We start from the raw sequence: 25697 nt of genomic DNA on the forward strand, positions 1-25697 counted from the left end.
GCCCTCGACGGTCACGGAGACACCTGCACGCACCAGGATTGGTTGCTGCTCTGGTACGGCGAGAGCTCGATGATCTCCGTGCCGGGGAAATGCTGCACCGTGATGTTCGTCAGGTCGTTGTTCCCCTCCAGCACGAGCCCGTGGCCGGAGGCGGCGGCGCCGTCGATCGTCGTGCGCCCTCCCGAGCAAACGCCCTGCGCATAGGGCGAATTTCCGACCATACGCACGCCCCATTTCATGGGCGGGAGGTTGCACCTGGTATGCATGGTCGTGCTTCCATTCGTGTCGCGCGGCACGGCGAAGCGCACCCATTGCCCGGGGAGCGCGTGCTTCATCGCCCACGTGAGCGTGCCGGGCACGTTCGGGTCACAGGTGAAATCGTTCAGCACCGTCACCTCGGGCCAGATGTATTGCGTGGCCTTCAGGAACTCGAGCACCCCGCGCCCGAGGATGCTCGCCCCCGGCGCCCCGCCCCCCGGACCACGCCAGCCGTCGAGGATCGAGCTGTAATAGCCACATCGCAAGGCCTGCGTCTCGGGGAAGAACCACGACCAGGCCGCCCACCCGAACTGCCTGTTCGGGCGCGTCGCATACAGCAGCACGGAATGCAGGAAATCGACCTCCTGATCATTCGTGCAACCGGTCGGCTCGCCCGACGCGAACTCCGTGATCACCACCGGGGACAGGCGCGCCTGCGTCGCCAAGTAGCCGAAGTACTGATCGAAGAGGGCCTCGAACCCGGCGAGGTTCTCGACGCCCGCGACGCTGTTCTCCTCCGCGAACCGGAAGGACGGCTTCGCCGCATAGGCGAGGTTCGTCGCGCCCGTGATCTGGTATTGCGGCTGCCACACGCGCCGCAGGTCGACCCCGTCGATCGCGGGCACGAGCACCACGTTTTGCGCGCCGAACTCCCGCACGCGCTCGTACAACACCCGCATCCCGGCGTACGTGAAGCTCTTCGTGACGCTCCCGCTCCCGTCCGCCTTGGGCAACGTGCAGCTTTTGGTCCCGTAGGACCCGTCCGGGTTCTTCGTGCCGTCGAGCCAGATCCGCCACACCTCGTCCTCGGACCAATCCGCCGTGTTCGTGCAAGGCACGTGCGGGGCGTCGAAGATCTCGAAGACCACGCGTGATCGATCGATGCCGTCATTCGGCTGCCCCGGTTTGTGCCCGAGCTCGTGCCCGAGCCGCCGCAGAAAGTTCCCGAGCCCGACATTGCCGTAGAGGTTTTGACCTTGCAGGTTCCGGCCAATGAAGACGTTTTGCGCCGTCCCGTCCTCGGCCGTCCACACGTGCGGCATGTGATTCCAGACGTCTTCCTTGATCCCGTCGGAGCCCCGCACGCTCGCGTCGGAGCGCACGTCGAGGATCACGTCCATCCCCTGCGCCTGGATCTTCTTCACGTTGTCCTTGAGGATCTGCCAGTAGATCTCCCACACCGCGGGGTTGTTGCAGGGCAGATCGGCGTTGGGATCCACGCTGAGGGCGTCCGCGAGGCGGTCGCCATAACAACGGTAATCCCAGGACACGGGCAGCCGGACGGTATCGAAGCCCCATTGCTTCATGTGGGCGTACTCGTCCGGGTGGATGCCCGGTGTCCAGCGCACGCCGCCAGGGATCTGCGGATCCGGGACGGGAATGTAGAGGCTCGGCTGGCTCGGCCCCTCGCCGTGCCACGTCGATTCGAGGCCGGGCCGCGAGACCCCGTGGAAGACCACGCGATTGCCATTTCCGTCGACGATCGCCGGCGTCCCGTCGGCGAGCTTCGCCACCCCGTAAGGGCCGACGCGGCTCGGCGCGCTGATGACCGCCGCAGGGGCCTCCGCCGTCTCCCCCTCCTCCACCTCGGCGCACCCCGGCCCGACGACAAGCGTCCCCGCCACGAGCAGCAACGCCGTCCCGCCCCACGTCGCACGCGCACGACCCATCGAAGAAGAATGATTCTTCATGACAAACGTATCTCCCTGGACGCGTCGCGCGATTTCCTTGGCGCCGACGCGCTTCGACAGGGCCCTATCGCAAGGGTCGGGCCAGCCCCGCCCGGCTGGCATTCCTGCGGCCCGCCCGCAGGTTTCCCCGGTTCCCGTGAGGCCCCCGCTTCCTCTGGCGTTCGCGGCGACGCGCCCGCGTTCCTGCCGACGCGCCGCCGTCGCCCGCGACGTTACGTCTCGTCCTTCTCGACGAGATCGTCGAAAGGCCCCGCTCCGTCCTGCCCGAGCGCGCGGACGAGCGCGTTCACCTTCTCGATTTCGCGCCGGAACGCCTTCTGGTGGTTCCGGTTCTGCACCACGCCTGCCTTGCCGAGCAGCCGAAAGGCCGCCTCCTTGCTGCCCTTGCGGCGCGCCGCCGTCCCGAGCACCACCCCGCGGAACGCCTCGGCCAGATCGAGATCCAGCACCTCCCCCGCGGCCTCGCGCCGCTCCGCCTCGTCGACGACCGCCTCCGCGGCCCGCCGGATCGACGCGAACGCCGAATCCTTGGCCCCGCCGCCTCCCTCGTATCCGAGCGCGCGCTCGACGTGCCGCGCCTCCAGCGTGATTTCGCTCGTCGCCCCCCCGTGCTCCACCAGGGCGAGCGCGTACGCTCGACGGATGATGTTGTCGAGTTGTCGTAGGTTGCCCGGCCAGCGCGCCGCGACGAGCGCCCGCTCCGCCAAAGGCGCGACGCGGGCCCGCCCCTCGGCCGCGCTCTCTGCGTGCCGTCGCTGGAGCATGTAATGCGCCCATTGCGGAATCTCGTCCGCGCGCTCGTCGAGCGGGAGGAGCTTCACCGGCAGCACATTGATTCGATAATAGAGATCCTCGCGAAATTTTCCCGCGAGGACCGCGGCGCCGAGGTCCGCGTTCGTCCCGACGAGGAACCGCACGTCCGCGCGCCGCTCGCCCGAGCCGTCGCCGAGCGCGCGATACCGGCGCTCCTCGAGCACCTGCAAGAGCCCCGCTTGGGCCTTCAGCGAGAGTTTGTCGATCTCGTCGATGAAGAGCGTCCCGCCGTCGGCGCGCGCCACGGCGCCTGGATTTTCGGTGACGGCGCCGCTGAAGGCGCCCTTCTTCCACCCGAAGAGCTCGCCCATTTGCAGCTCGTCGGGCACGGTCATCAGATCGAGCGCCTCGAAGCGCTTGCCTTTGCGGCGCGAGCGCGCGTGGCACCAGCGCGCGATGCGTGATTTCCCCGCGCCCGTCGGGCCGCCGAGCAGGATCGTCTCCTCCTGCTCGGCGAAGACTCGCGCCATCTGCACGAGCCCGGCCATTTTCGCCCCGAGCACGGGCAAAAGCTCGTCCGCAGGCGCGGCGGGCGGGGGCGCCATCGGCAGCGCGGCGAGGTGCGGCGCCGCGACGTCTGCGAGGAGCTGCAGCGCCCCGAGCATTTCGGGCCCCCAGAACGGCCGGCCGATCGCCGCCTGACAATCGGCTTCGAGGGAGATCATCCCAATCACCGAACCCGGCAACCGCAGCGGCACGACAGCCAGGTGGGTTGCCGCGCGTTCGAGCAGCCTCGCCGCGCTCTCGCGCCCGAAGGTCACGTCCGGCCCGGCGAGTTTCTCGCGCACCACGACGCCGCCCTCGCCGAGGTGTGGCTCCACCTTGCCGAGCGTCACGTCGATCGTCACCGCGCAGCCATACGTCGCGACCCATCGCCACGCCGAGGCCGAAGGCAGGTGCGCCGGCGTGCCCGCCTCGATGGGCCGCGCCGCGGCCGCGCCAACCTCCATCACCACGAGGCCTCGATACCCGTCGCCGGGGCGCAGGTGCACCATTCCCCGCAGAATGCGCCCACGGCCCGCGTGACGGCCCGCGCCGAGGGCCTCGGCCGCGCGGCCGAGCATGGGCGCGAGCGTCGCGCCCGCGGCCCCCTCGAACGTCCGGGCCGCGAGGAGCGAGGCACAGAGCGCGGCGAGAAGCTCTTGCATGTTAGTCGGCCGTCTTCGCGCAGCGCACGCCTGTGCTGACGTGGCCCGTGGCGCGGTCGAAGGCGTAACGTGTCGTCGCCTTGGCGGCGCTCGACGCGAAATCCCACGATCCGCCTCGGATCACGCCCTTCGCGCCCGTGGTGACGAGCGGATCCTTCCGCTCGTTTTTCGTGTAGGCGCCCGGATCAAAGCCGTCCGCGACCCATTCCCATACGTTGCCGGCCATGTCGAGCGCGCCGAAGGGACTGCCGTGATCGGGGAACGAGCCCACGGGCATCGTGCCTTTGGCGCGCCCCGGGCACTGGCCCGCCGCGCGTGCGAAATTGCCCAGCGTGCAGGTGATAGGCGCCTCGCCCCAGGGAAAAAGCCGCTCGTCCTTGCCACGCGCGGCGTACTCCCATTCGGCCTCCGTGGGCAATCGTTTGCCGAGGAACGCGCAGAGCTTCGCCGCCTGCCCGTGGTCGATGCAATTGATGGGATGACGCGCCCTCGCCGGATCGTGCTCGGTGCAGAACGGCGCGAACTTCGTCGACTCGGCCTCGTCCACGCCCGGCCCGTGCACGCCGCTCCGCGTGCACTTCCCCGCGGCCACGCAGCGTGTATAGTCCTCCGCCGTGACCTCGGTGCGGTCGAGGTAAAACGGCTTCGAGATCGTCACGGTGTGCGCCGGTTTTTCGGTCTTCCCTTCCTTCGTGTGCCCCATCGTGAAGCTGCCCGCGGGCACGAGGACCATGTCCGGCGTCGAGCTCGGCAGCTCCACGTGGCCGAACTCGGGGCCCACGCGGGCGAGCGACGGAATGGGCTCGACCTCGCCGCGATGCTTGATCACGACGGACGCGGCGAGGGCGGCCGCGACGAACGTGCACGCGCCGATCGCCGCGAACAACGTGCGCCGCGAGGAAGCCGGTTTGGCTGGGCGCATTTCGGCGATCTGCGGGGCGGTCGTCAGCGGATCGCGGATGTCGTCGCCGAGCGGGGGCGCGGTGACGCCGGGCGCGTCGGTCTCGATGGGCGCGGGGAGCGCCTCGCGCAGCGCGTCCCAGAAGAGGCGCGCCGAGGTGAATCGGCCGCGCGGCTCGATCGCGAGCGCCTTCTGGAAGACGGCCTCGACGGCGTGGCTCGTGCGTACGCCGTGGGTGCGGGGCGTGGGCCGGATCGAGACGTCGGTCGTGGCGATGTAGAGCTGCGTGACGTCATCGCCGACGAGCGCGCTTTTGCCCGTGCAGAGCTCGACGAGCACGAGCGCGAGGGCATACACGTCGGTCCAGGGCCCGGTCGCGCCGAACCTCCGATTGAACTGCTCGGGCGCGCCATAAAACGGCGTGAAGATGGACGGCGCGTGCCCGGTCTGCTCCATCGCGCGGGTGATCGAGGCATTGTCGGCGATGACCTTGGCGATGCCGAAATCGAGCACCTTCATCGTGGGCGCGCCGGCGGCGTTGTAGGGCGCGGCGCCCTCCACGGGGCTGTCGGGGGCTTGTCCCCCCACGGGGGGGGTGTGGGGGGCGCCGCCCCCCACGATAGACGCCAGGAAGAGGTTCGCGGGCTTGATGTCCCGATGCGCAATCCCTTCGTCGTGCGCCGCGGCGAGCGCGAGCGCGGCCGGTTCGAGGAGCGCGAAGGCGTCGGCGAGGGGCATGCCGCCCTGTTTGTCCTCGTTCCGGCGCGCGAGGAATGCTTCGAGTGTCTGTCCGTGCAGCCATTCGAGCACGAGATAGGGCGCCCATACGCCGCTCGGCGCGACGGCCGCGCCGACGTCGAGGGCCTGGACGACCGCCGGCGTGGCGCGCGAGAGCTTGCGGAGCAGGCGCCCTTCTTCGAGGAAGCTGTGCTGGAAACGCTCGCGTTCGTCCGGGGCGAGGGAAGCGGGGATCTTCAGGCACTTGACGGCGACCGGCTCGCCGAGCCCGAGGTGCAGGGCGCGGTACACGATGCCGAACCCGCCCTCGCCGACGACCGCCTCGACGCGGAACTTGCCGTCGATGGTTTGGCCCACCCAGGCGAAGGGATCGGCGAGAGCAGCAGACGCCATGCGCGCGCCGAGCATAACGCGAAGGCGAGCGGAGGGGGAAGGGGGATCGAGGGGCTTTTCGTGGCGGCGGGCGACGCGACGGGCTTGCCGCGGAATCGCCTCCTCTACCCTACCCGCGCGGGGGTCGTAGCTCGGCCATCGCGCCGCGCAGGAACGTGGTGACGTTCTCGGCGCTCCACGTATCACCGGGCAAAAGCCCCGGCGTCTTCGTCGTCAACGTTCCCTGGGCATCGACCTGCGCGCGGCGCCCCGCATCGAAGGCCTCGCCCTTCACGCGGGCGACCGCGATTTCCCCGGGCCACGCGCCCTGCAAGAACGTCATCACCTCGGCGACCATTTCCTCCACGCTCGGGATTTGCGCGACGACGGCTCGATCCGCGGTGAGCACGATCTCGGTGATCTCGTCGCCGGCCAGGTAAAACACGATCGATTTCGCCTGCGCCTCCGAGCGGGCGAGCACGGCAAGCTCGGGCGCGACGGCGACCGCCAGGGATTGCATCAGGTCTTCCTGGAAGTGATACGTGCCCGGTCGTTCCGCCGGCGTGAGCAAGCCGTGCTCGTTCAGCTTGGCCACGAGGCGGGGGATGTTCTCCTCGGTGAACACGCGAAAGATCGCCTCGTCGAGGCCCACGAGCTTCTTCGCGTTCAAAAAGCCGCAGAGGGCCGCGAGCTCCTCGAGGTCGAGTGTATGAGCTTTCATCGTTTGCCCTAATCCCACAGGCTGTTCCAGGTGTCGGAGGCCCAATCCTTGGCGCCCTCGTAGGCATTGGAGACCGTCTCCTTGGTGGCCTCCCAGGCGTTCGAGACCCCGTCGATCCCCCCGACGACCCCATCCATGATCACGTCGCCCGCGCCATCGGTGAACTTCTGCCCCCCGCTGCGATCCGGCAGTTGGTCGCGCCAGTACGAGATCCCGGAGCGCTGACCGGAGAGCGGGCTCGCCGTGTCGCGGCCTTCTTGCCCGAGGTAATCGTATCCCGGGCCCTGGTTGTGATAATTGTACAGATACCCTCCGGCGTCGTGCACGGCGCCGTGGTACCCGATCGCGGAGTCGTTGCCGTCGACCGCCGCATTGCCCGGTCCCACGAGCCCGCCGGTCGGATTGAGCAGCGCGCCGAACACGGGATCCATCCCCAGCGCATCGCCGGCGACCTGGCCATACCGGAGCTGGGAGGTGCTCCCCATGTGATCCCCGTGGAGCCAGTTGACCCCGGGAGGCGGATCGATGCCCTTCTCCGCGGCGATCCGCTCCTGCTCGGCGAGCGCGGCCTGATACCGCTGCCAATCTTGCTGGATCTGCTCCAGCGGCTTGCCACGCGCCTCCGCGATTTGCCGGAGCGCCTCCTGGACATCGGGGTGGTTCGGGTCGTGGCGATGCTCCCAGAGCGTCTCCATCGCCTCCTTCAATGCCTCGGAGTTGGCCCCTTGCCATTCCTTGCCGACGAGCGTGGACAAATATTCGTCAGTGAAGAGCGAGGCCACGGCGTCGCCGGGCGCGAGGGGCCCGATCAGGACGGTGGGAAACCCCATGGCGACGACGCCATCGTGCCGCGTGAGGTCGCCCTTGCGCGCCGCGGGTTTGCCGCCGATGAGCACGGTGGGCGCGCCTGTCTTGATGACGTCCGTCGGGCCCTGGCATTGGCACAGATCATCGATCCGCGCGGCCGCCTGTCCCCCAATGACGACGGTCGTACACCCCGGCGGGAGAATCGGCCCCCCGACGTGCGCCGGACAGGTGTGTGCATCCCCAACACGTGCGGCAAGCTGGGTCATGGATCGGCCGGGAGGATATCAGAGGAGGGGGCGCGGGCGCAGCAAAAAGGAAGTGAATGGTTTCGAGGGGTTGGGGGCGAGGGAGCCCTCCCGACCTCGGGCCCCTCGCTCCCCCGATCCCACCTGATCCTCTCCCCACAAATCCCCCTTCCCTTTTCATGTTCGTATCCCGTATCCTCCCCCACCATGTCCCACGATCCCCCGGATCCTACCCTCTACGTCCGCGCTCCCATCATGACCGCCGAGGCCGGCATTACCCTCTGCCGCGCCCTCTTCGCGGCTTGCCCGAAGGACGCCTCCCCGGCCGTCATGAAGTCCGCCGCCAAGGTCAATGCCGTGGCCGACAAGGCGCAAACGGCCCTCGCCATCCGCCAGAAGACCCTCGGCAAGGTCTCCGACGACGCCGCGCGCCTCATCGATCAAGCCGGTGACGCCTCCTGGGGCGCCTTGCGTACGCGCCTCCTCGCGTATGCCGACCTGCCGGTCGCCAAATACCAGGACGCCAAGCGCGCCGCCGAGCTCGTGACCATTCTTTTTGGACCCGACGGTCTCTCCTTCCTCAAGGAGGCCTATCCCGTGCAATGGTCCACCGCCGATACCATCCTCAAGCGGATCGACGAGGAGGGGCTCGAAAAGGACATCGATCGCATCGCCGGCAAGGTCTTCCTCGACAACGTCCGCGCCCAGCACGAGCAGTATGGCGCCATGGTGCAAGGCACCCTCCTCCGCGAGCAGGCCGAGGGCGTCAACCTCGCCGATCAGGTCCGCGCTATGGGCCGCGCCATCGTCGAATACGCCACCAAGGTCTGCGCCTCCGTCGACGAGGATGACGCATCCAGCATCGCCGCCGCCCGTTCCGCCCTCCGCCCCCTCGATGCGTATCGCGAAGCCGCCGCCCGCCGCGGCAGCAACGAAAAACCGCCCGCGGGAACCGAAACCATCCAGCCAGGCTGATCAAAACCACCCGCGCGAGGTCGATCGACCTCCGCGAACTGGTTCGAACCACCTCTTTGCCCCTTTCCCGACCGTAGATTTGTAAGGTAAACAGGATTCGGGGACCTCGGTCACCCGGGGACGGGTGGTTTCATCGACCTTGCCAAGGTCGAGGGACCTGTTCCCTACGCTTGCGAGCTGTTCGGGGAGGTCCATCCAGGAGGCCGATCCCCTTCCTGCCGTCCCTCCTCACGCGCGCGCGTCGCGCCCCCGCGTCGGTGCAGCGTGTTCGTGGCGCCTGCCACGGGGGCGGGACGGCGTCCAGACGGGGGAAAGCGAGGTGTTACTCTTGTCCAGCGGTTTTATCGATTTTCCGCAAGATGGCGAAGCTCAGCCATATGCTTTGGTGGAGCATTCAACCTTTTCATGAGATCGACGAGTCCCCGCTCGTCTTGCCACAGGGCCTTCGGCGGAGTGTATCGCGAGCCAAGAATGCGAGCATGAAACTCGTCCGGAAGTCGAACCTCGTGCTGCACGATGTAGTGAGCCAGGTCATCAGGCCAGTACCATGCACCATCTGTTCTGTAGGCCAGCGCTACCCGCTCGACGTTTCTACAGATCGCACATGCATCTGCGGAGGTCGCCAGCACGTATGGCGACGATTCAAGATACCGGACGACACGGTCGACATCCACGCCGCTTTTCCATTCGGGGTCGATCCAATCGAATACGCTCGGGCACTCCTCGCACCCGTCAGAGCCCTCGCGCCAGAATCCGAACCAACTGTGACGCCATTGTTGCATCATGATCACCTGCGCCCAATGGCTTGGACCTCACCCGTTTCACCCTTCGAGAACAAACAACCATCGAATGCGTCGTTGACGTTCCCATCCGTCACCAGAACATCAACCCAGGTTCCTGGCCAGCTATCATTTCGACCGACTCGGAACAAGCTCCGCTGGTGCCGGCAGATCTCGTTGAGGGGCAGCATCGAGCAGGAGAGGCGCAGAACGTTCGATGGCAATGGATGGTGTTCGGGTCGGGCTGGGAAAGAACTCCAGAATGGATGACCCGTAGGGGAGCTTGGAGTGGTCATCGAGCCACGTCTCGCACGCAGCGCTTTCGTCCGTCCACACAGCGTTTCTCATCGATAGGGAGAGACACGCGGCGAACGCCCTTCGTGCTTTCTTCCATTCAGGTGGCAGATATTCAGGCCATGACTCATCCGCGCCGGTGTACTCGAGGAGCGGGAGGTCGATGTGGACATGAGCAGGCTTGGGCGAGCGCGGGCGTGCAGCCCGGTGGGATGCGACGTAATCCTCCCACATCACCCCAATCTGGTAGGCCGCTCGCACACGTAGCTGGGCGGGTACCTGCGTCGCATTCGTGGAGGTTGGGCACCAGGGCTCCGCGACCTCGTAGTGCGTTTCAGCCAAGCTGATCAGCGCGCGCTTGTGCTTGATCCAGTCGTTGAACGTGTGCCAGTCACGCGTGGGGTCGCCTCTGTATTGGGGCCGCTTCAGCCTGCGTGCCCGTTCCGCAGTGGATTCTGCGATTTCGAGTGCATCCGCGTCGGGATCCGCGAAACTCGTCGCGGCGACGGGCGAGGCAAGGGCAATTATTGCGGTGGCCATCAAACAAGCGGCTGTCCGCTGCGCCGGCCGAGCGTGTCTGAAGAATCTGCTGCTCATCGAGTTCCCCCACGGAGGGCAAGTTGGCAAACAGGTACGACCCGGAATCAGACGGCGCGCTTGGGTGCGATCGGGTCCAGCGTGAAGCCCCGGCGCCACGCTATCGCTTCCGCGCAATGGCAAGCCCGAGCGCATCGAGCGCATCCCGCAGCCCGCTCGCAAGATCCGCGCGGGATCGCAGCCTGCCGAGATCGACGCCCGCTTCGACCATCGTGCGCGCCATGTGCGGCCGTACGCCCACGAGGATCGGCGTCGCGCCGAGCAATTCGACGCCCCGCGCGGCGCCCATCAAATGCTCGGCCGCTTCCGCCCCGACCGCGGGCAAACCCGTCACGTCGAGCAGCACGACGCGGGATTGGTTCTCCACGACCGCCTGGAGCAAGAGCGGCGTCAGGTGCGCCGCGCGCGCGGCGTCGAGCGCCCCGACGAGCGGCAACACGAGGATCCCCGGGTAGAGCGGGAGCACCCGCGCCGAGAGCTGCAAGATTTCCTCGGCCTGCGCGCGCACGAGTTTTTCGCGCGCCCCGAGGTATGCGTCCGCGAGCGTCGCCGCGCCCATGTAACTCACGCGGGCGCGTACACGCTCCCAGTGCAGGCGCGCCTCGAGATCGTCGGCAAACAAGGTCGCGAAGTCCTCGGTGACGACGTCGAAGCCCATCGCCATTCCGCGCAGGATGTCCACGATCCGAACCCCGAGCCCCGATCGTTGCTCGCCGATCACCGCGAGCAGGGTCGGGAACGCTTGTGCTGCCTCCGCCGCGAGGTCGTGGCCCATCGCCTCGAACGCACGCTTGAAGGCCCCGCGCCGCACCTCCGCCGGCAAGCTCCGATAAAACGGGACCTCCGCCGCCTCGACCCGCGCGCACGACTCCGTGACGTTGTCCTCGATCCGCTCCCAGAAGGCATTGATCACGCGCTGCATGCACCTGCTCCGCCTGCCATGTTGCACGAGGGGGGGCGAAGAAGGAAAGGTCGCGTTCGGAGTCCCGTTACGTCAGGCCGACACATCGACCGGGGTCACCCGCGAGGCGATGAGGGAGATCAGTCGGTCGTGATCGACTGGCTTCGTGAGGTGGTGGTCAAAGCCGGCCCGCCGCGCCTGTTTTCGATCCTCTTCCTGCCCGTACCCCGTAAGCGCGACGAGGATCGCCGCCCGTGTCTCGCGTTGCGCGCGCAGGCGGCGCGCGACCTCGTATCCGTCGAGCCCCGGCAGGCCGATGTCGAGCAGGACGACCTCCGGCTTGAATGCCGCGGCGATGTCGATCGTGCTCGGCCCGTCGTGCGCGACGCGGGTGTCGTGGCCGAGGTATCCGAGCATGAGGGCCAGGCTCTCCGCGGCGTCGTGGTTGTCGTCCACGATGAGGACGCGCCGGCGCTCGCTCCGCGACGAAAGCTCGCGCTCCTCGCTCGTCGGCGCGGCGAGCTCCTCCGCCGGCGCGGCGTGGCATATCGGCAGGCGCACGGTGAATTCGGCGCCCTGGCCCATGCCGCCGCTCGACGCGGAGACCTTGCCGCCGTGCATTTCCACGAGCGTGCGCACCAGCGTGAGGCCGATGCCGAGCCCGCCCTGCGCGCGGTCGAGGGTGCGGCTCGATTGCATGAAGAGGTCGAAGACATAAGGCAGGACGTCGGGCGCAATGCCGATTCCATTGTCCTCCACCCGGATCTCGACCGCGTCGCCCCCCACCTCGGCGGAGAGCTGGAGAAGGCCCCGGCTCTCGGTGTATTTCGCCGCGTTGTTGAGCAGGTTCGAGAGGACCTGCGAGAGCCGGCCGAGGTCCCCTTCGAGCACCACGGGGCCCGCCGGTAGCTTGATCGAGAGCGAATGCCCGGCCGCGTCGATGAGCGGGCGGCTCGTCTCCACCGCGCGGCTCACGATCGTGCCGAGGTCGATCCGCTCCTTGCGCAGGATCAGCTTGCCCTGCGTGATGCGACCGACGTCGAGCAGGTCGTCGACCATCCGCGCGAGCTGCTCGGATTGGCGGTCGATCATGGCGTGCAGCCGCTCGACGCGCGTGCTCTCCGAGCGCGTGCTGCGGAGCACGCCCACCGCATTGCGGATCGTCGCCAGGGGGTTTCGGAGCTCGTGCGAGAGCATGGCGAGGAACTCGTCCTTGCGTCGGTCCGCGGCGCGGAGCGTCTCCTCGGTCCGCTGTCGCTCGCTTTGCAGCGCGGCCTCCGCCCGCTTGAACGCCGTGATGTCGACGAACGCGCCAATGGAGCCGCGCAGCTCGCCATTCGGGCCGCGCAGCGGTACGGCGCTGCCGAAGACGGTGATGCGGTCCCCGTCGTCGAAGACGATCTCCTCCTCCCAATCGCGCGTCGGCTCCCCGCGCGCGGCGCGCTGGATGGGCAGCTCCTCGGGGAGGAGCTCGTGGCCGTCCCGGAAGATACGCACGTGTGGCACGGCGTCGCCTTCCGCCGCCGTCTTCGAGATGTTCGTTTGCTCGGGCGGCACGCGCATCATTTCATACGCGGTGCGGCTGCCGGTGATGAGGTGGCAATGCGGGTCGCGCGCGATCCAGATCGCGGCCGGTGTCGCATCCATCAGCGCCTCGAGCTCCTGGGCCCGCGCCCGCGCGCGCTCCTCGCTCTCGCGCAGCGCTTCCTCGATGCGCTTTCGCTCCGTGATGTCCGTCGCCACGGCGCAGACGGCGTAGGGTTTGCCGTGGCGATCCCGCAGGGGAAACTTGAGCGAGAGGAAGGTGTGGAGCTTGCCGTCGACGACCATTTCCTCCTCGCGCTCGAGCACGCGGTCGGTGCGGAGCACTTCGAGGTCGTTTTGGCGGAAGGCGTCGGCGATGGCGGGGAGGACGAGCTCGTGATCGGTTTTTCCGAGGATCTCGGCGAGGGGCAGGCCGAAGTTCGCCTGCACGCGCGGGTTCGCGAGGAGGAAACGCCCGCTCGTGTCCTTGACGAAGATGGAGGCCGCGGTGTTGTGGATCAGCGCCTCGAGCATCTCCTTGGTTTCGCGGATCTCTTGCTCGCTGCGCACGCGATCGGTGATGTCGCGCCACGTGGCCATGATTCCGTCGTCCAGCCGGATCACGCGGACGTCGTAGGCCCTCTGCAGGCGCGTGTCGGGGTCGTCGTTCTCGTCCTCGTAATGGAAGGCTTCCTTGAAGAGGGGCTCGCCCGTCTCGACGACCCGCGCATACTGCTCGATGCCCCGCGCGGCACGCGGGGCGGGGTAGAGATCGCGCAGCGTCCGGCCGATCTGCGCCTCGCCGGACATCCGGACGAGCGCGCAGGCGGCCGCGTTCACGTAATCGGTGCGAAAGTCGACGATGGCGCCGGACGCGTCGCGGACGGCCGAATAAATGCCCACCGCGTCGAGCGAGCTCTCGATGGCCGCCCGGAAGCGCTCTTCACTCGCGCGGAGCCGGGCTTCCTGGGTTTTTTCCGCCGTCACGTCGAGGGATACGCCGACCATGCGCGGCCGCCCGGCGCCGTCCGTGAGCACGCGGCCGCGCGAGCGGATCCACCGGAGGGAGCCATCGGGTCGGCGAATGCGGTATTCGGAGACGAAGTCGCTCCTCTCCGCCCATGCGGCCGCGAACCGCGCCTGCGTGGGCGCGAGATCCTCGGGGTGGAGGGCCTTGCGAAAGGTGTCGCCCGACACCAGGCGCCCGTCCGGGGCGGGGTGTTGCCCGAACATGCGGTACACTTCGTCGGACCAGTAGCCCTCGTGCGCGCCGAGATCCCAGGACCAATGCCCCGCGCCGGACGCTCGGAGCGCGAGGTCGAGGAGCGCCCGGCTCTCGTCGTGCGGTTGGCAAGACGATCCTAACCCCGTGTCCATCCTGTCCTCCCGTGTTCTCCACGGCGTCGGCGCCTTGTCTTCGTGCGCTGACATTACGTGACATATCGGCGGCATGTCAACCGGCCGATGCGACAGGTCTTACCTCTTCGTCGCTTCGGTTTCTTCGACGGGTCGGGGTTCTCCTGAAGTGGTGGCTACGGTTCTCCCGAACGCCTGTTTTTGGTTCTTCTCGGGCTGAAAATTCGTGTTTTCGTCCACGCACCACGGATCGGCGGCCCGCTGCATGCATCGGCTCGCGGCGATTCGCAGGAGGCGACGCTCATGAAAAAGGTTCGCTCTTCTCTCCTCGCCGGACTTTCCCTCTGCGCCGCGCTGGCGATTCCAGCGCTCGTCGCGGCGCCGATGGGCTGCAAGAAAGCCCCGACCTCCTCGCAGGAGCAAAGCGCGCCCGAGAAGCCCACGACGGAGCTCATGCAGCGCACGTGGGACGCGTGGAGCTCGCTCGATCCGCAGAACTCGGCCCCCTTTTACGCGAAAGACGAGGGGCTGGTGTTCTTCGATTTCGCGCCGCTCGAGCACCGAGGCTGGAAGGCCTACGAGAAGGGTGTGAAGGATCTTCTCGCGCAGTTCAGCAGCCTGAAAGCAAAGGTCCGCGACGACGCGCGGATCGAGGCCCATGGAAACACCGCATTGGCCGCGAGCGTCGTGCATTTCGACATCACGTTCAAGGACGGCATGACGGAGTCGTTCGACGCGCGCTGGTCCGTCGTGTGGGCGTGGCGCGACGGGCAATGGCTCATCGTGCACGAGCACGTCTCGGTGCCGATCCACGACGGGCCGGTCGAAGCCGAGAGGCCGCAGGAGGAGATGAACCAGGGCGGTTAATCAGTCCTCGGCGCGGCCGGCGCGAGACCGTTTGCGCTCGCCGGCGCGTTTTTTTTCGTCGAGGCGGCGCTCGACGGCGCCGCGGCTCGGGCGCGTGGGCTTGCGTGCCTTGGGCGCGACGAGCGCCGCCGCGACGAGCGCGCGGATCTTGTCGTGGGCGTCCGCCAGGTTTCTCCCCTGATCCCGCGTCTTCTGGCTCGTGACGCGCAACTTGCCCTCGGCGTCGAGGCGCGTCCGCGCTGCCACGAGCAGCCGCGCCCGCGCGCCCTCGTCGAGGCCGACGATCACGTCGAGATCGACGCGAACGTCGACCTTGGACTCGACCTTGTTGACGTTTTGTCCGCCGGGGCCGGAGGAGCGCGCCGTCGTCACGGTGAGGGCCGACGCCGGGACGTGAACGCGGTCGTTCACCACGATGGCGCCTTCGGGGGTGGCTCGGCTTTCTCTCGGATCCACGGCTCGTCTCCTACCAAAGCGGGGCCTCTATTGCCAGGCGATACCCCGGTCCGGTAGAGTCCGTGCCCCGTCGGATTCCCGGACGCGGGGACGGGACGGGACGAGGGCGGCGTGAGCGATCGGCAGGGCATCATCGTCGGGCTCGCTTCGGCACGCGGAGGCGTCGGGCGCGCGATGGCCGTGGCCAATGTCGGCGCGCTCCTGGCGCAAAAAGGCAAGCGCGTGCTCGTGGTGGATCTGGCCGTCGACGAGCCCGCGCTGGAGCGTTATTTCCAGGGGCGAGGCGAGGGGCGGCGAGGCGCGGGCGTCGTCGATTTCTTCGAGGGCGTGCGCGCCGCCGTGTCCCCGCTCGTGTCGGGGCGCGCGCGGGAAGCCCCGCCCGAGGCCGCCGTTCGCGCGTGGATCACGCAGCTCCTCGACGGCGGCGCGGGGATCCGCGTGGTGCCGCTGCGGCTCGGCGGCGCGCCCGCCGAGATGTTTTACTGGCCCGCGGAGGGGTCGCGATCGGCCGTGACGCGGGCGCGGGTGATCGAGGAGTGTCCGTGGCTGCTCGCGCCGCTCGCCCGCGCGCTGCGCGCCCGGTACGACGAGGTGCTCGTGAACGTGCCCTCGGGCCGGACGGAGGCGACGGCGCTGCTCGCCGCGCACCTCGTGGACAAACTCGTGCTGCTCGTGGACGACGCGTCGCTGGAAGAGGCGATCGAGCTCGGGAGGTTCGCCCACGCGCGGCGCGTGATCGTGGACGCGGGCCGGCCGCTCGCGCTCTTTCCGCTGCTCGTGCGCGTGGAGGAGGGCGCGAGCGGGCGCGCGTTCGTGCAGGAGGCGAAGGAGCAGCTCGAAGGGCTGATCTACGAGACGACGAACGTGATGGGCCGGGATCTCGGGCCCTACCTCGGGCTCGCGACGATCCCCTGGAACGAGCGCGCCGCGCGGGGCGCGATGATCGCGGCGGAGGTGGAGCCGGCCGCGGATCCGAAGAGCCTCGCCCACGCGTATCTGCGCTTCGTGCAATGCCTGCGGCGCCCGAGCCCGCTCGACGTGGGCGAGGCAGCGCGGCCGAGCTCGCGGGATCTCTGGGCCGCGATCGAGGCGCGGCGCGGGCGCGGCGGGCCGGATTCGTCGCCGCCGCCTTCGTCGCGGCTCGTCGTGGAGGATCGGGGCTCGTCGCCGCCGTCCGCGCATACGCCGCAGAGCGTGCGGCTCCTCGAGGGAGATCCGTTCGTCCGCGCGGCGGTGCTGCGAGCCGAGGGAAATTTTCGCGCGGCGCGCAAGGCATACCTGGAGATCGCGCGCGGCGAGATCCGCGACGAGGGCGGCGCACGGGACGCAGCGCGGGCGCTGCTCGCGCTCGGGGATCTCGCGATCGAGTCGGGCGAGACGGGCGGAGCCGATTACGGCGAGGTGATCCGGCGGTTTTTCCCGCGGCGATTCGAGGATCGCGAGTTCCTCACGTGCGTGCTCCTTTCGTCGTATCGACAAGGAAAGCTGCACGCGGGCCGCGAGGAGTGGACCGACGCGTGCAAGCACCTCGGGATGGCGCTCGAGCTCGCCGAGGAGATGCGCCTCACGGGCGAGCCGCCGTGGCTTTCGGCGGTGCTCGCCGACGCGGCACACGCGGCCGGCATTTGTTGTCAGGAGCTCGGCTGGGACGATACCGCGGCGAACCATTTTGCGATGGCCCGCGCCGCATGCGCAGGCGCAGAAGGGCCCGGCTATCGTGCGCTGGAGGCGGCGTCGCTTTGTGGGGCCGTGTTTTCGTTCGGGCGCATGGGCGCGCACGAACGAGCGCTCGACGCGGCGATGGAGCTTGCGCGTCGGGCGGAGGGGACCGCGGCGGCGCCGATGCCCGCGCTGGTCGCGCTCGGGGCCGCGAATGCGGCGGCGACGCTTTCGCTGGCGGGATACGGAACGCAGGCTGCGGCGGCGCTCGCGGCGCTGCGGGAGCGGCTCGCGGGGGTGACGGAGACGCCGTTGTTCGAGATCGCCGCGGCGGTCGCCTGCAATGAGGTGACGGCGCTCGACGCGCTCGGCCGGCACGAGGAGGCGGATGCGCGGATGGCCGAGGTGCGCGCGCGTTTTGCGGGGACGCTCCATTTGCCGATTCTCGAGGCGCTCTGCGCGGCCGAGTGCTCGTACGCGATCACGCGGGCCGAGCGGGGCCTTGCGCGGGAGGCGAGCGAGGCGCTTTTCGCCCTGCGGGCGCGGCTCGGCCGCGTATGGCTGCGGCTCGACGCGGGGCCGGGCCTGCTCGCGCTCGTGGCGGGCGTGTCGTATTCGCTCGCCCGCGTGCTCGAACGGGAAGGCCGGGTGGACGAGGCGCGCGCAGCGCTCGCGGAGGCGTCGCAACGCGCGCGCTGGGACGATCCACGGAGGCCGCGGATCCTGGGCCGCGCGGGGCTCGCGCTTCTGCGGGTCGCGGCGATGCTGCAAGGGTTTGGCGTGGCGGCGGGCGAGGCCTCGTTCGAGGTGGCCCGGAGAAACCTGCGGGAGGCCGCGGAGCACGGCGGGTCGGATCCGTTCCTGCTCGGCTGCGCGGGCATTCTCGCGTTGATCCGCGCGGACGAGGAAGAGGCGCGGGGCTTTTTGGAGAAGGCGTTCGCGCGGGGCGGGGAGGCGGCGATCGCGCGGGCGTGGGGCGCGGTGCGGGAGGCCATGAAGCCCCACGAAGGGTGGGTCCTCCGAGAGATCGGGGCGCGTATGGAGTCGATGCCGGCGGAGATGCGGGACGCGCTCCAGGCGCTCGATCCTACGGGGTTGGCATGGCTCCACGCCCTCGCGGGGGCCCCGGTGTCTGCGCGGAGAGAGGCCGCGCCGGCGAGCGTGGCGTTCGCGGAGGGCGCGCCCGGCGTGGCGCTTGGCCGGGCAAACACGCGGGCGATCCGGCCGCACATGGCGCCGGTTTGTCGACCTGATACCTCTCTCGCCACGGAGCCCCCGGTGCCGTGGATCTCGTGCCCGCTGCTGCTTTTGGAGCGGCAGGACGAGGGGGGGATGGCGAAGGCGGGCGACGTCGCGGATCGGCTGCGGGCCGAGGTGCCGGCGCTTTCGCCGAGCCTCGAGTTTCCGGCGCCGATCGCGGCCCTTTCGGGGGACCTCGCCTCCGAGCTTGCGGCGCTTTACAAGGGCACGCTGGCGCTCCGCGCGGCGTTGCGCACGACCCGATCACGCGCGGGGCGCGCGGAGGAGGCGGCAGAGCTCGTGGACGCGTGGCGGGGCGAGGACGGCGCGTCGGTCTTGCGTATCTTCGTGGATGATCCGGCCGAGGAGATTCTGCTCGCGCATGGGAGCGAGGCCTCGCTCGTGCGCCGCGGCTACGTGATTGCGAGGTCGACGATCGAGGATACGCCGTACGTCGCGCTCGCCGCGGTTCTCGCAGAGGGCCTCGGCGCGGCCTTCGACGTCGTGGTGCGGGCGGACGAGGCGCGCGCGTGGATGGCGGTGATCGAGGCGACGCCGCGAAAGCCGCGGCCTGGCTGCGTGCGCGTGCGAATCGAGGTCGATCGTGTCCTCGTGGCGCGAGGCGATCTCGCGGCCCTCCGGCGCGTCGTGGTGTGGGACGCGCAGGGGAGCGAGCACCCGTTCGTGGTGGAAGGGATCGCCCGGGTGGAGCTCTCGCCCCGCGATTGTCGTCCGCCCTCGCGCTCGCTCGACGAGACGCTCGGCGGGCCCGCGACGAAGCGGTGAGAAGGTCAGGACGGCCAGCGATAGGCCTTGAGCCGCCATTTCGTCTTGGGGAAGCTCGATTCCTTGACGGAATTCGACTGGTTGCCGCCGAGGAGCACGTAATGGGTGCTCGTCTCGCGGACCAGGAAGCCGACGTGATTGCCGGAGGTCGAGAGGGACGAGTTCGCGGCGCGGGCATTGTAGATGACGCAGACGGCGCCCTGGCGCGCGGTCGTGGACGCGCCCCATTTCACCCAGCTCGCCGCGGCGGCGGAGTTCGTGCCCTTGATGCCGGCCTTTTTGAGGACCCAGTTCACGAAGGAGGCGCACCAGGCGATCTCGTCCGACTGCGCGCGGAGCGTGGTCGTCGCGTGGTACTCGACGATGCGCGGATTGGCCGCCCGTCCCGAGGTTTCGCGGATGCCCTCCTCCTTGCGCGCGATGGCCATCCACGCGGCCCCGCCCGCGCCGGGGTTCACCGGGGCCGGCTCGGGCGCGGGCGTCGCAGGTTTGGGCGCGGCGGGCGTGGAGGGCGTGGGATCCGCGGTGCCGGCAGGTTGATACTGGAAGCTCGCGCCAATGGCCTTCGCGTCGGGATCGAGGACGGCGTCCCACGTCCGGGGTCCGACGATGCCGTCGTCCTTGAGGCCACGCTTGCGCTGGAAATGGCGCACGGCGGCATCGGTGCGCGGGCCGAACTGGCCGTCGGGGCTCATGGAATACGCCCAACGCTTGAGCTCGCGTTGCAGGACGCGGACCTCGTCGCGGAGATGCGGCGCCGCGTCGGGATATCCGGACGGCATTCGCAAGGTGGGGCGGAGCATGCGGCCAAGTGTAAGCGAGGCCGGAAGGGCTGCGAAGAGGGAAGATGCGCCTTTCAGGGCACGCGGGCGAACCAGCCGACGAGGGCTTCGAGGCGGCGACGGTCCTCGTCGTCGAAGGTGGCAGGGCGGTCGGAGTCGATGTCGAGCACAGCGAGGAGCGCGCCCGAGGCATCGAGGACCGGGACGACGATTTCGGAGCGAGAGCGGGCGTCGCAGGTGATGTGGCCGGGGAAGGCGTGGACATCGGGGACGACGACGGTGCGCAGGTCGCGGGCCGCCGCGCCGCAGACGCCCTTGCCGAAGGGGATTTCGAGGCAGCCGAGCGTGCCTTGATAAGGACCGACACGAAGGAGGTCGGGGGCGACGACGCGGTAGAAGCCGGTCCAGAGATGGCCGAAGCCGTGATGCAGGAGCGCGCTCATCGTGGCCATGGCGGCGATGGGATCCGCGAGGCCCGCGAGGATGGCTTCGAGCGTGCGTTCCAATTCGTCGTAGGCGCGGTCCTTGGGCAGGTCGCGCAGATCGAGGGTGGATTCGGCCATGGGACGCGAACGATACTACGACGCGCAGAGGGCGGTAGCGGTGAGCGTGAAAGAGTGGATCTTCCGCGCGACGTCGTTTATACGCGAAATGGTAGCCGCCGATCCGTACCGGCATGGGCGCGGAGGGGGCCGGCCGGCTCGCCATGGAGGCGCTTGTCATGTCGAAGAAGGTTTCCGCGATTCTCTCCGGGGCCGCGCGTGTCGCGACGCTCGGTCTCCTCGCCGCGGCGTCCACGGGTTGCATCGTGGTGAAGATCCCGCCGCCGAAGAAGGGCGACGCGTTCCAGCCCCCGACCTCCGCGGCGCTGCCCATCAAGCGCGGAGAGACGCACCGCTTCCGCATGGACTGCGGCGCCAAGGCGACGTTCCGCTCCGACATCGCCAACGCCGAGCGTCTGGTCATCGAGTTCAAAGGCGAGAACCTGAGCCCCGTCGATCAGTTGACGGCGGCGACGCTGCACCTGACCTGGAAAGGCGCGGGCGCGGCCCTCGACCTGCCGATCGGCGTCGGCGACAAGGGCGACCGCAGCACGGGCGGCAGCATCACGGTGACGGGCGACCCCGGGCGGCACGAGGCGACGTTGTCGATGGACGGCGCGCCCGACTGCGGTCCGGTCAACTTCCGCATCGGCTTCAATTGAGCCTCGCGCGGCACGAACTGCCGCGCGCTCCTTCTTCCCACCCCGAGACCAACGGACCCTGAAGGCACGACGCGCCGAGGCGCGAACGTGCCTTCGTCTGCGCTTCGCTCGTCACGAGGCACAAAAAACCGAAAGGTCCGGAGGACGTTCATCCTCCGGACCTTGTCGGGGCGAGTGGATTTGAACCACCGACCCCTTGACCCCCAGTCAAGTGCGCTAACCAGGCTGCGCTACGCCCCGGGCCGCTCTGCGTGGTGTTTGCCCCGCATCGCGAGGCGGCACCCTAGTCGAATCGTCGAGGATTGCAAGAGCCTCGTTCGTCGCTTTGTACGTCTCGCACGCGCTCGGGGGGGCGCCCTACGAACGCGCAGCCACGGCAGCCTGAAGCGCGGCCGAAAGGGCCCGGACGTCGGGCGCGGCAACGACGAGGCCAGGGTCGCGCCGCGCCCACACGGAGACGTCCCCCGCCGCGCACGCGACGACAGGCACGCCGAGCGCGCGCGCCTCGCGCACGACGGTGGGCGCAGCCTCTTCCGCCGAAGCATGCAGGAGCACGTCAGCCGCAGCGATCCACGCGAGCGCCTCGTCCCGCGGCACGAGGCCGACGAACCGCGCATGCGCAGGGCGGGCACGCGCGAGGGCCTCGAGCTCGGCGCGCAAGGGGCCGTCGCCGACGACGACGATCGACATCGACGCGGATGTCGCAGCCTCGATCGCGAGGTCGACACGCTTCGATGGGACGAGGCGGCCCGCGGCGACGACGAGTTTGTCCGCGGACGCGTGTGGATCGAGCGAGGCGCGGAGGACACGGGCGCGCGTCGTGACGTCGGGGAGGTCGAGGAGAACGGGCTCGACGCGGGAGGCGCGTTCGAGGCGCTCCGCGAGCGGCGTGGGCAGGGCGCGGGCGAGGGCGTCGAGGGAGGCGGCGGCAGCGAAGCGGAAGGAGGCGTCGCGATCGAGGAGGGCGCGCACGATGAAGAGGCGCGCCGCGGCGGGCATGGCGCAGAGCATGCGCACGTCGGCGCCGTGGCCGACGACCTCGATCGGCGCAGGCAAACCGAGGAGGAGCGGGACGGCCGAGGGGACGATCCAGTGCGCGATGGCGCGATCGACGGGGCCGATCGCGGAGGCACGCACGCGCGCGGCGATGGCGAAGGGGAGCGCATGGAGCAAGCGCGTGGGATCCCGGCGCACGCGCGCGAGCGCGCCGGGCCAGCCGAAGAGCGCGCCGCCGCCCGCGGGGTGCACGTGGAGCGAGGGCGCCGCGGGATCCCGCGCGGGTTCGTCGAAGGGCGATCCCCCGGGCGCGACGACGTGCACGTCGTGGCCTTGCCGCGCGAGCGCGCGGGCCTCGGCGCGGACGAAGTGTCCCGAGGGATCGGCGTCGCTCGCCGGATAGGAAGTACTGAGGATGAGGAGCTTCAAGGTCGAACAAAACGACGAAACGCCGGACTCCGCGGAGCGGCCGGCGTCATCGTCGGTGGCCCGAGGCGCGCGAACGCGCGCCGGGTGACCAGGAGGCGCGCGGACGCGCCGCCGGGCTATTGCATCACGTCCATCTTCGACCGCTTGCGGCGGCGGCGGGCAGCCTCGGACGCCTTCTTGCGGCGCTTGACCGAGGGCTTCATGTAGTGCCGGCGCCTCTTGAGCTCACGAAGGATGCCCTCCGCGGCCATCTTCCGCTTGAGGTGCTTGATTGCGCGCTCGATTCCCTTGTCGCCCACGGCGACCTCGAGCGGTTTGCACTGAATGGCGTCGGTAGGCATCTCTGAACGCGTCCTCTCGTTTCCATCGTGCGGGCCCTGTTCCCCCGGGCCGCGCGGGGCGTTGTCGTCCTTCGTTTCCTCGCGGGGCGCAGGTACACGTGTACGTGGACCCGGTTTGCGAGGGGGCGACAGTATGTCAGTGGGATTTTTGTCTGGCAAGGCCGTCCACGCGTGTTCGAGAGGCCGGTGGATCGTGCGCCAGGCAAAACCCGTGAGATTCTCCACGATTTCTCGGGGTCTGCCACCCGAAGAAAGCCGCTGCGTAGGCCGCTGTAGGGATTTTCCTCAACTCAGGAGGACTTGCTCCTGAGAAAAATTCTACGTATCCAGCGGACGTGCCGAACGCGTGCCCAGAGGCTGAAGCACGTTTCGCCGAGATGCTGGCGCGCGTCCGGGCCTCCGGTCTCAAGCTGACGCCACAACGCCTGGCCATCGCGCGTGAGCTTGCCGGTGACCCGGCGCACCCGACGGCCCAGGAGTTCTTCGAACGGCTGCACCCCGCGATGCCGACGATGAGCTTCGCGACCGTGTACAACACGCTCGACGCGCTTGCCGCGGCCGGGCTCTGCGTGTCCTTGAGCTTGTCGCCGGGCGCGGCGCGCTTCGACGCGAACATGGCGCCGCACAACCACGCGGTGTGTGATCGCTGCGGCCTCGTGCGCGACGTGCCGTCGTGCACGAACGGTGAGCCGCTTGCGGAGATCGCGCCTTGCGTGAACGCGGCCGCGCCGGGGTTTTCCCTGCGCGCCGTGGAGCGCATCTACCGCGGCGTGTGTGCGTCCTGCGCCGCGGACGTGCCCACGTCTGGCCGTTCACGCGCGGGCAAACCACGCTAGTTTCACCTCGCAGTTCCTTCCCATCGTTGGCAGCACGAAGGAGACGAGATCACCATGGCGAACCTCGCAGGAACCAGAACCCACCAGAACTTGAAGGACGCGTTTGCCGGCGAGTCGCAGGCGAATCGCCGCTATCTCTACTTCGCCAAGGTCGCGGACGTGGAAGGGCGCCCCGAGATCGCGGGCCTGTTCAAGGACACGGCCGACGGCGAGACGGGCCATGCGCACGGCCACCTCGACTACCTGAAGGCGGTCGGCGATCCGGCCACGGGCCTGCCGATCGGCAACACGGAGAAGAACCTCAAGGCCGCCGTCGCCGGCGAGACGCACGAGTACGAGACGATGTACCCGGGCATGGCGAAGACGGCCCGCGAGGAGGGCTTCGACGACATCGCCGAGTGGTTCGAGACGCTCGCGAAGGCCGAGAAGTCGCACGCTGGCCGCTTCGCGAAGGCCATCGATACGCTCGACTTCTGAGCGAGCGCGGCGCGCGGCGCGCGGGCGAGCGGCACACGTCGCTCTCCCGCGCGCCTGTCGCGTCCGAGGCGCGCCCTCCCTTTTGTTTGCCCGGACGAACCGGAGACGAGAGCCAGCCGTGAGCGTCATCCCCCGCAAGCCCAAGGCCCCGCCGGCGACGAGCCCGCACGATCCGCGCTACTACGACGCGCGGGATCTCGAGACGGAGCTGCGCCGCGCGTTCCAGATCTGCCACGAGTGCCGCATGTGCGTGAACTACTGCGGCTCGTTCCCGGAGCTGTTCAACCGGGTCGACAAGGCGATCGATTCGGGCCGCGCGGAGGGCGCGGAGCTCATCGACGACGCGGACATCAAGGCCGTCAGCGACGCCTGCTGGCAGTGCAAGCTCTGTTATATCAAGTGCCCGTACACGCCCGACGAGGGCTCGTCGGAGTTGCTCGATTTCCCGCGGCTCATGGCCCGCGAGCGAGCGAACCGCGCCGCGCGCGACGGCATCCCGCTCGTCGACAGGATTCTCGGCGAGCCGCAGGCGATCGGCGCCGTGGGCGGGGGCGTGATGGCGCCGATTTCGAACTTCGTGCTCGCGTCGAGCCTCGTGCGCAAGGTGCAGGAGAAGGTGACGGGCATCTCGGCGGAGTTCCCGCTGCCGCCGATGGCAGGGGAGACGTTCCGCGCGTGGCTCGCGGACCACGCACCGGCCGAGAACGCGGGGAAACACGGCGAGGTCGTGCTCTTCGCGACCTGCTACGGCGAGTACAACGTGCCGAGCGTGGTGCGCGCGGCGGTGCGCGTGCTCGAGCACAACGGCGTGCGCGTGCGGTACCCGGGCGTGGGCGAGGATCCGGGCGCGAGCCTGACCTGCTGCGGGATGCCGAACCTCGACGGCGGCGACGTGAAGGCCGCGACCGAGAAGATCCGCCACAACGTGGAGCTGCTCCTGCCGCACGTGCGCGCGGGTCGAACGATCGTCGTGCCGGGGCCGACGTGCGGCTACACGATGAAGAAGGAGTGGGCGGAGTACTTGCCGACGCCCGAGGCGAAGGAAGTCGCGGCGGCGACGGTCGATCTCATGGAGTTCTTGGTGAAGCTCGGCCGCGAGAAGAAGCTCGTGCGCGAGTTCCCGGAGAAGCTCGGCACGGTCGCCTATCACGCGGCCTGCCATCTGCGCGCGCAGAAGGTTGGTTTTCCTGGCGCGCGTGTGCTCGGCGTCGTGCCCGACACGGACGTGCGTGTGATCGAGCAGTGCTCGGCCGTCGACGGGACGTGGGGCATGAAGGCGGAGAACTACGAGACGGGGCGTCGTTACGCGCAAAAGCTCGTGCGCGGCGTGTCGGACGTGGCGCCGGACATGGTCGTGAGCGACTGTTCGCTGGCAGCGCTCCGCGTGGAGAAGGAGACGGGCAAGCACGTTCTCCACCCGATCGAGGCCCTCGCGCGCGCCTACGGGCTCTTGCCAGACGAGGGCTCCGAACCCACGACGAAGGCCGAACGAGCCTGATCCTGGA

At 69.1% G+C, this 25697-nt stretch carries 21 protein-coding genes and 1 tRNA gene; 7 read left to right on the top strand and 15 right to left on the bottom strand.

All coding sequences use genetic code 11. The features are described from left to right. Positions 1-11 precede the first annotated feature (11 nt). The 5 genes from QHF89_RS07910 to QHF89_RS07930 all read right to left on the bottom strand — a co-directional run bounded on the left by QHF89_RS07910 (position 12) and on the right by QHF89_RS07930 (position 7715). Entirely contained in the window at positions 12-1928 is a 1917-nt protein-coding gene (locus QHF89_RS07910) for a cellulase family glycosylhydrolase (RefSeq protein ID WP_284720214.1), read from the bottom strand. A 233-nt stretch (positions 1929-2161) separates the two neighbouring features. Further along, positions 2162-3910 carry a sigma-54-dependent transcriptional regulator gene (locus QHF89_RS07915; RefSeq protein ID WP_136967517.1) on the bottom strand — a complete coding sequence of 583 codons (1749 nt, stop codon included), beginning with the start codon at positions 3908-3910 and terminating at the stop codon, positions 2162-2164. 1 nt (position 3911) lies between these two features. After that, the gene (locus QHF89_RS07920) at positions 3912-5942 is read right to left on the bottom strand and encodes an SUMF1/EgtB/PvdO family nonheme iron enzyme (RefSeq protein ID WP_136967518.1); all 2031 of its coding nucleotides are present in this window, start codon (positions 5940-5942) and stop codon (positions 3912-3914) included. A 109-nt stretch (positions 5943-6051) separates the two neighbouring features. Next, positions 6052-6642 (bottom strand): hypothetical protein, encoded by a 591-nt coding sequence (locus QHF89_RS07925; protein ID WP_136967519.1) that lies wholly within the window; start codon positions 6640-6642, stop codon positions 6052-6054. An 8-nt stretch (positions 6643-6650) separates the two neighbouring features. Next, complete coding sequence (locus QHF89_RS07930) at positions 6651-7715, bottom strand: PAAR domain-containing protein (RefSeq protein ID WP_136967520.1); 1065 nt, start codon at positions 7713-7715, stop codon at positions 6651-6653. 186 nt (positions 7716-7901) lie between these two features. Here QHF89_RS07930 and QHF89_RS07935 point away from each other — a divergent pair, with 186 nt between their 5' ends. Continuing rightward, positions 7902-8669: a hypothetical protein gene (locus QHF89_RS07935; protein ID WP_136967521.1), complete on the top strand. Its 768-nt coding sequence runs from the start codon at positions 7902-7904 to the stop codon at positions 8667-8669. Positions 8670-9010: 341 nt separating this feature from the next. Here QHF89_RS07935 and QHF89_RS07940 read toward each other — a convergent pair whose 3' ends face one another. The 4 genes from QHF89_RS07940 to QHF89_RS07955 all read right to left on the bottom strand — a co-directional run bounded on the left by QHF89_RS07940 (position 9011) and on the right by QHF89_RS07955 (position 14141). Continuing rightward, on the bottom strand, positions 9011-9454 hold the full coding sequence (locus QHF89_RS07940; protein ID WP_284720215.1) for a hypothetical protein: 444 nt from the start codon (positions 9452-9454) through the stop codon (positions 9011-9013). 123 nt (positions 9455-9577) lie between these two features. After that, positions 9578-10282 (bottom strand): hypothetical protein, encoded by a 705-nt coding sequence (locus tag QHF89_RS07945; protein ID WP_136967522.1) that lies wholly within the window; start codon positions 10280-10282, stop codon positions 9578-9580. A 157-nt stretch (positions 10283-10439) separates the two neighbouring features. Next, a complete protein-coding gene (locus tag QHF89_RS07950) occupies positions 10440-11261 on the bottom strand; it encodes an STAS domain-containing protein (RefSeq protein ID WP_136967523.1) in 822 nt (273 codons plus the stop codon). 72 nt (positions 11262-11333) lie between these two features. After that, complete coding sequence (locus QHF89_RS07955) at positions 11334-14141, bottom strand: PAS domain-containing protein (RefSeq protein ID WP_284720216.1); 2808 nt, start codon at positions 14139-14141, stop codon at positions 11334-11336. A gap of 282 nt (positions 14142-14423) precedes the next feature. Here QHF89_RS07955 and QHF89_RS07960 point away from each other — a divergent pair, with 282 nt between their 5' ends. Further along, positions 14424-14987, top strand: coding sequence for a YybH family protein (locus tag QHF89_RS07960; RefSeq protein ID WP_136967525.1), 564 nt, complete (start codon positions 14424-14426; stop codon positions 14985-14987). On the opposite strand, the gene arfB is transcribed toward QHF89_RS07960, so the two are convergent. Then, on the bottom strand, positions 14988-15443 hold the full coding sequence (gene arfB / locus QHF89_RS07965; protein ID WP_284720217.1) for an alternative ribosome rescue aminoacyl-tRNA hydrolase ArfB: 456 nt from the start codon (positions 15441-15443) through the stop codon (positions 14988-14990). It abuts the gene before it with no gap. 111 nt (positions 15444-15554) lie between these two features. Between arfB and QHF89_RS07970 the strand changes: the two genes are divergently transcribed. Beyond that, positions 15555-19127, top strand: coding sequence for a nucleotide-binding protein (locus tag QHF89_RS07970; RefSeq protein ID WP_136967526.1), 3573 nt, complete (start codon positions 15555-15557; stop codon positions 19125-19127). A 5-nt stretch (positions 19128-19132) separates the two neighbouring features. On the opposite strand, the gene QHF89_RS07975 is transcribed toward QHF89_RS07970, so the two are convergent. Both QHF89_RS07975 and QHF89_RS07980 read right to left on the bottom strand, forming a co-directional pair. Beyond that, positions 19133-19930 carry an NlpC/P60 family protein gene (locus QHF89_RS07975; RefSeq protein ID WP_136967527.1) on the bottom strand — a complete coding sequence of 266 codons (798 nt, stop codon included), beginning with the start codon at positions 19928-19930 and terminating at the stop codon, positions 19133-19135. Between the two features lie 53 nt (positions 19931-19983). Then, complete coding sequence (locus tag QHF89_RS07980) at positions 19984-20472, bottom strand: GAF domain-containing protein (protein WP_136967528.1); 489 nt, start codon at positions 20470-20472, stop codon at positions 19984-19986. A gap of 158 nt (positions 20473-20630) precedes the next feature. Here QHF89_RS07980 and QHF89_RS07985 point away from each other — a divergent pair, with 158 nt between their 5' ends. Further along, positions 20631-21113, top strand: coding sequence for a hypothetical protein (locus QHF89_RS07985; protein ID WP_136967529.1), 483 nt, complete (start codon positions 20631-20633; stop codon positions 21111-21113). 165 nt (positions 21114-21278) lie between these two features. On the opposite strand, the gene QHF89_RS07990 is transcribed toward QHF89_RS07985, so the two are convergent. From QHF89_RS07990 to rpsU, 3 genes are all read right to left on the bottom strand, one after another. Beyond that, positions 21279-21353: transfer RNA gene (locus QHF89_RS07990), tRNA-Pro, on the bottom strand. A 117-nt stretch (positions 21354-21470) separates the two neighbouring features. Next, the gene (locus QHF89_RS07995; protein ID WP_136967530.1) at positions 21471-22538 is read right to left on the bottom strand and encodes a glycosyltransferase family 4 protein; all 1068 of its coding nucleotides are present in this window, start codon (positions 22536-22538) and stop codon (positions 21471-21473) included. Between the two features lie 116 nt (positions 22539-22654). After that, positions 22655-22879 (bottom strand): 30S ribosomal protein S21, encoded by a 225-nt coding sequence (rpsU, locus tag QHF89_RS08000; RefSeq protein ID WP_136928365.1) that lies wholly within the window; start codon positions 22877-22879, stop codon positions 22655-22657. Positions 22880-23214: 335 nt separating this feature from the next. On the opposite strand from rpsU, the gene QHF89_RS08005 reads away from it, so the two are divergent. The 3 genes from QHF89_RS08005 (at position 23215) to QHF89_RS08015 (ending at position 25690) form a co-directional block, all read left to right on the top strand. Continuing rightward, positions 23215-23715, top strand: coding sequence for a Fur family transcriptional regulator (locus QHF89_RS08005; protein WP_284720218.1), 501 nt, complete (start codon positions 23215-23217; stop codon positions 23713-23715). Positions 23716-23769: 54 nt separating this feature from the next. Beyond that, complete coding sequence (locus tag QHF89_RS08010) at positions 23770-24192, top strand: rubrerythrin family protein (protein WP_136928364.1); 423 nt, start codon at positions 23770-23772, stop codon at positions 24190-24192. A 118-nt stretch (positions 24193-24310) separates the two neighbouring features. After that, on the top strand, positions 24311-25690 hold the full coding sequence (locus tag QHF89_RS08015) for a heterodisulfide reductase-related iron-sulfur binding cluster (RefSeq protein ID WP_136967531.1): 1380 nt from the start codon (positions 24311-24313) through the stop codon (positions 25688-25690). The last annotated feature ends 7 nt before the right edge of the window (positions 25691-25697 follow it).

The sequence above is a fragment of the Polyangium sorediatum genome, assembly GCF_029946465.1.
GTDB classification, from domain to species: Bacteria; Myxococcota_A; Polyangia; order Polyangiales; family Polyangiaceae; genus Polyangium; species Polyangium fumosum.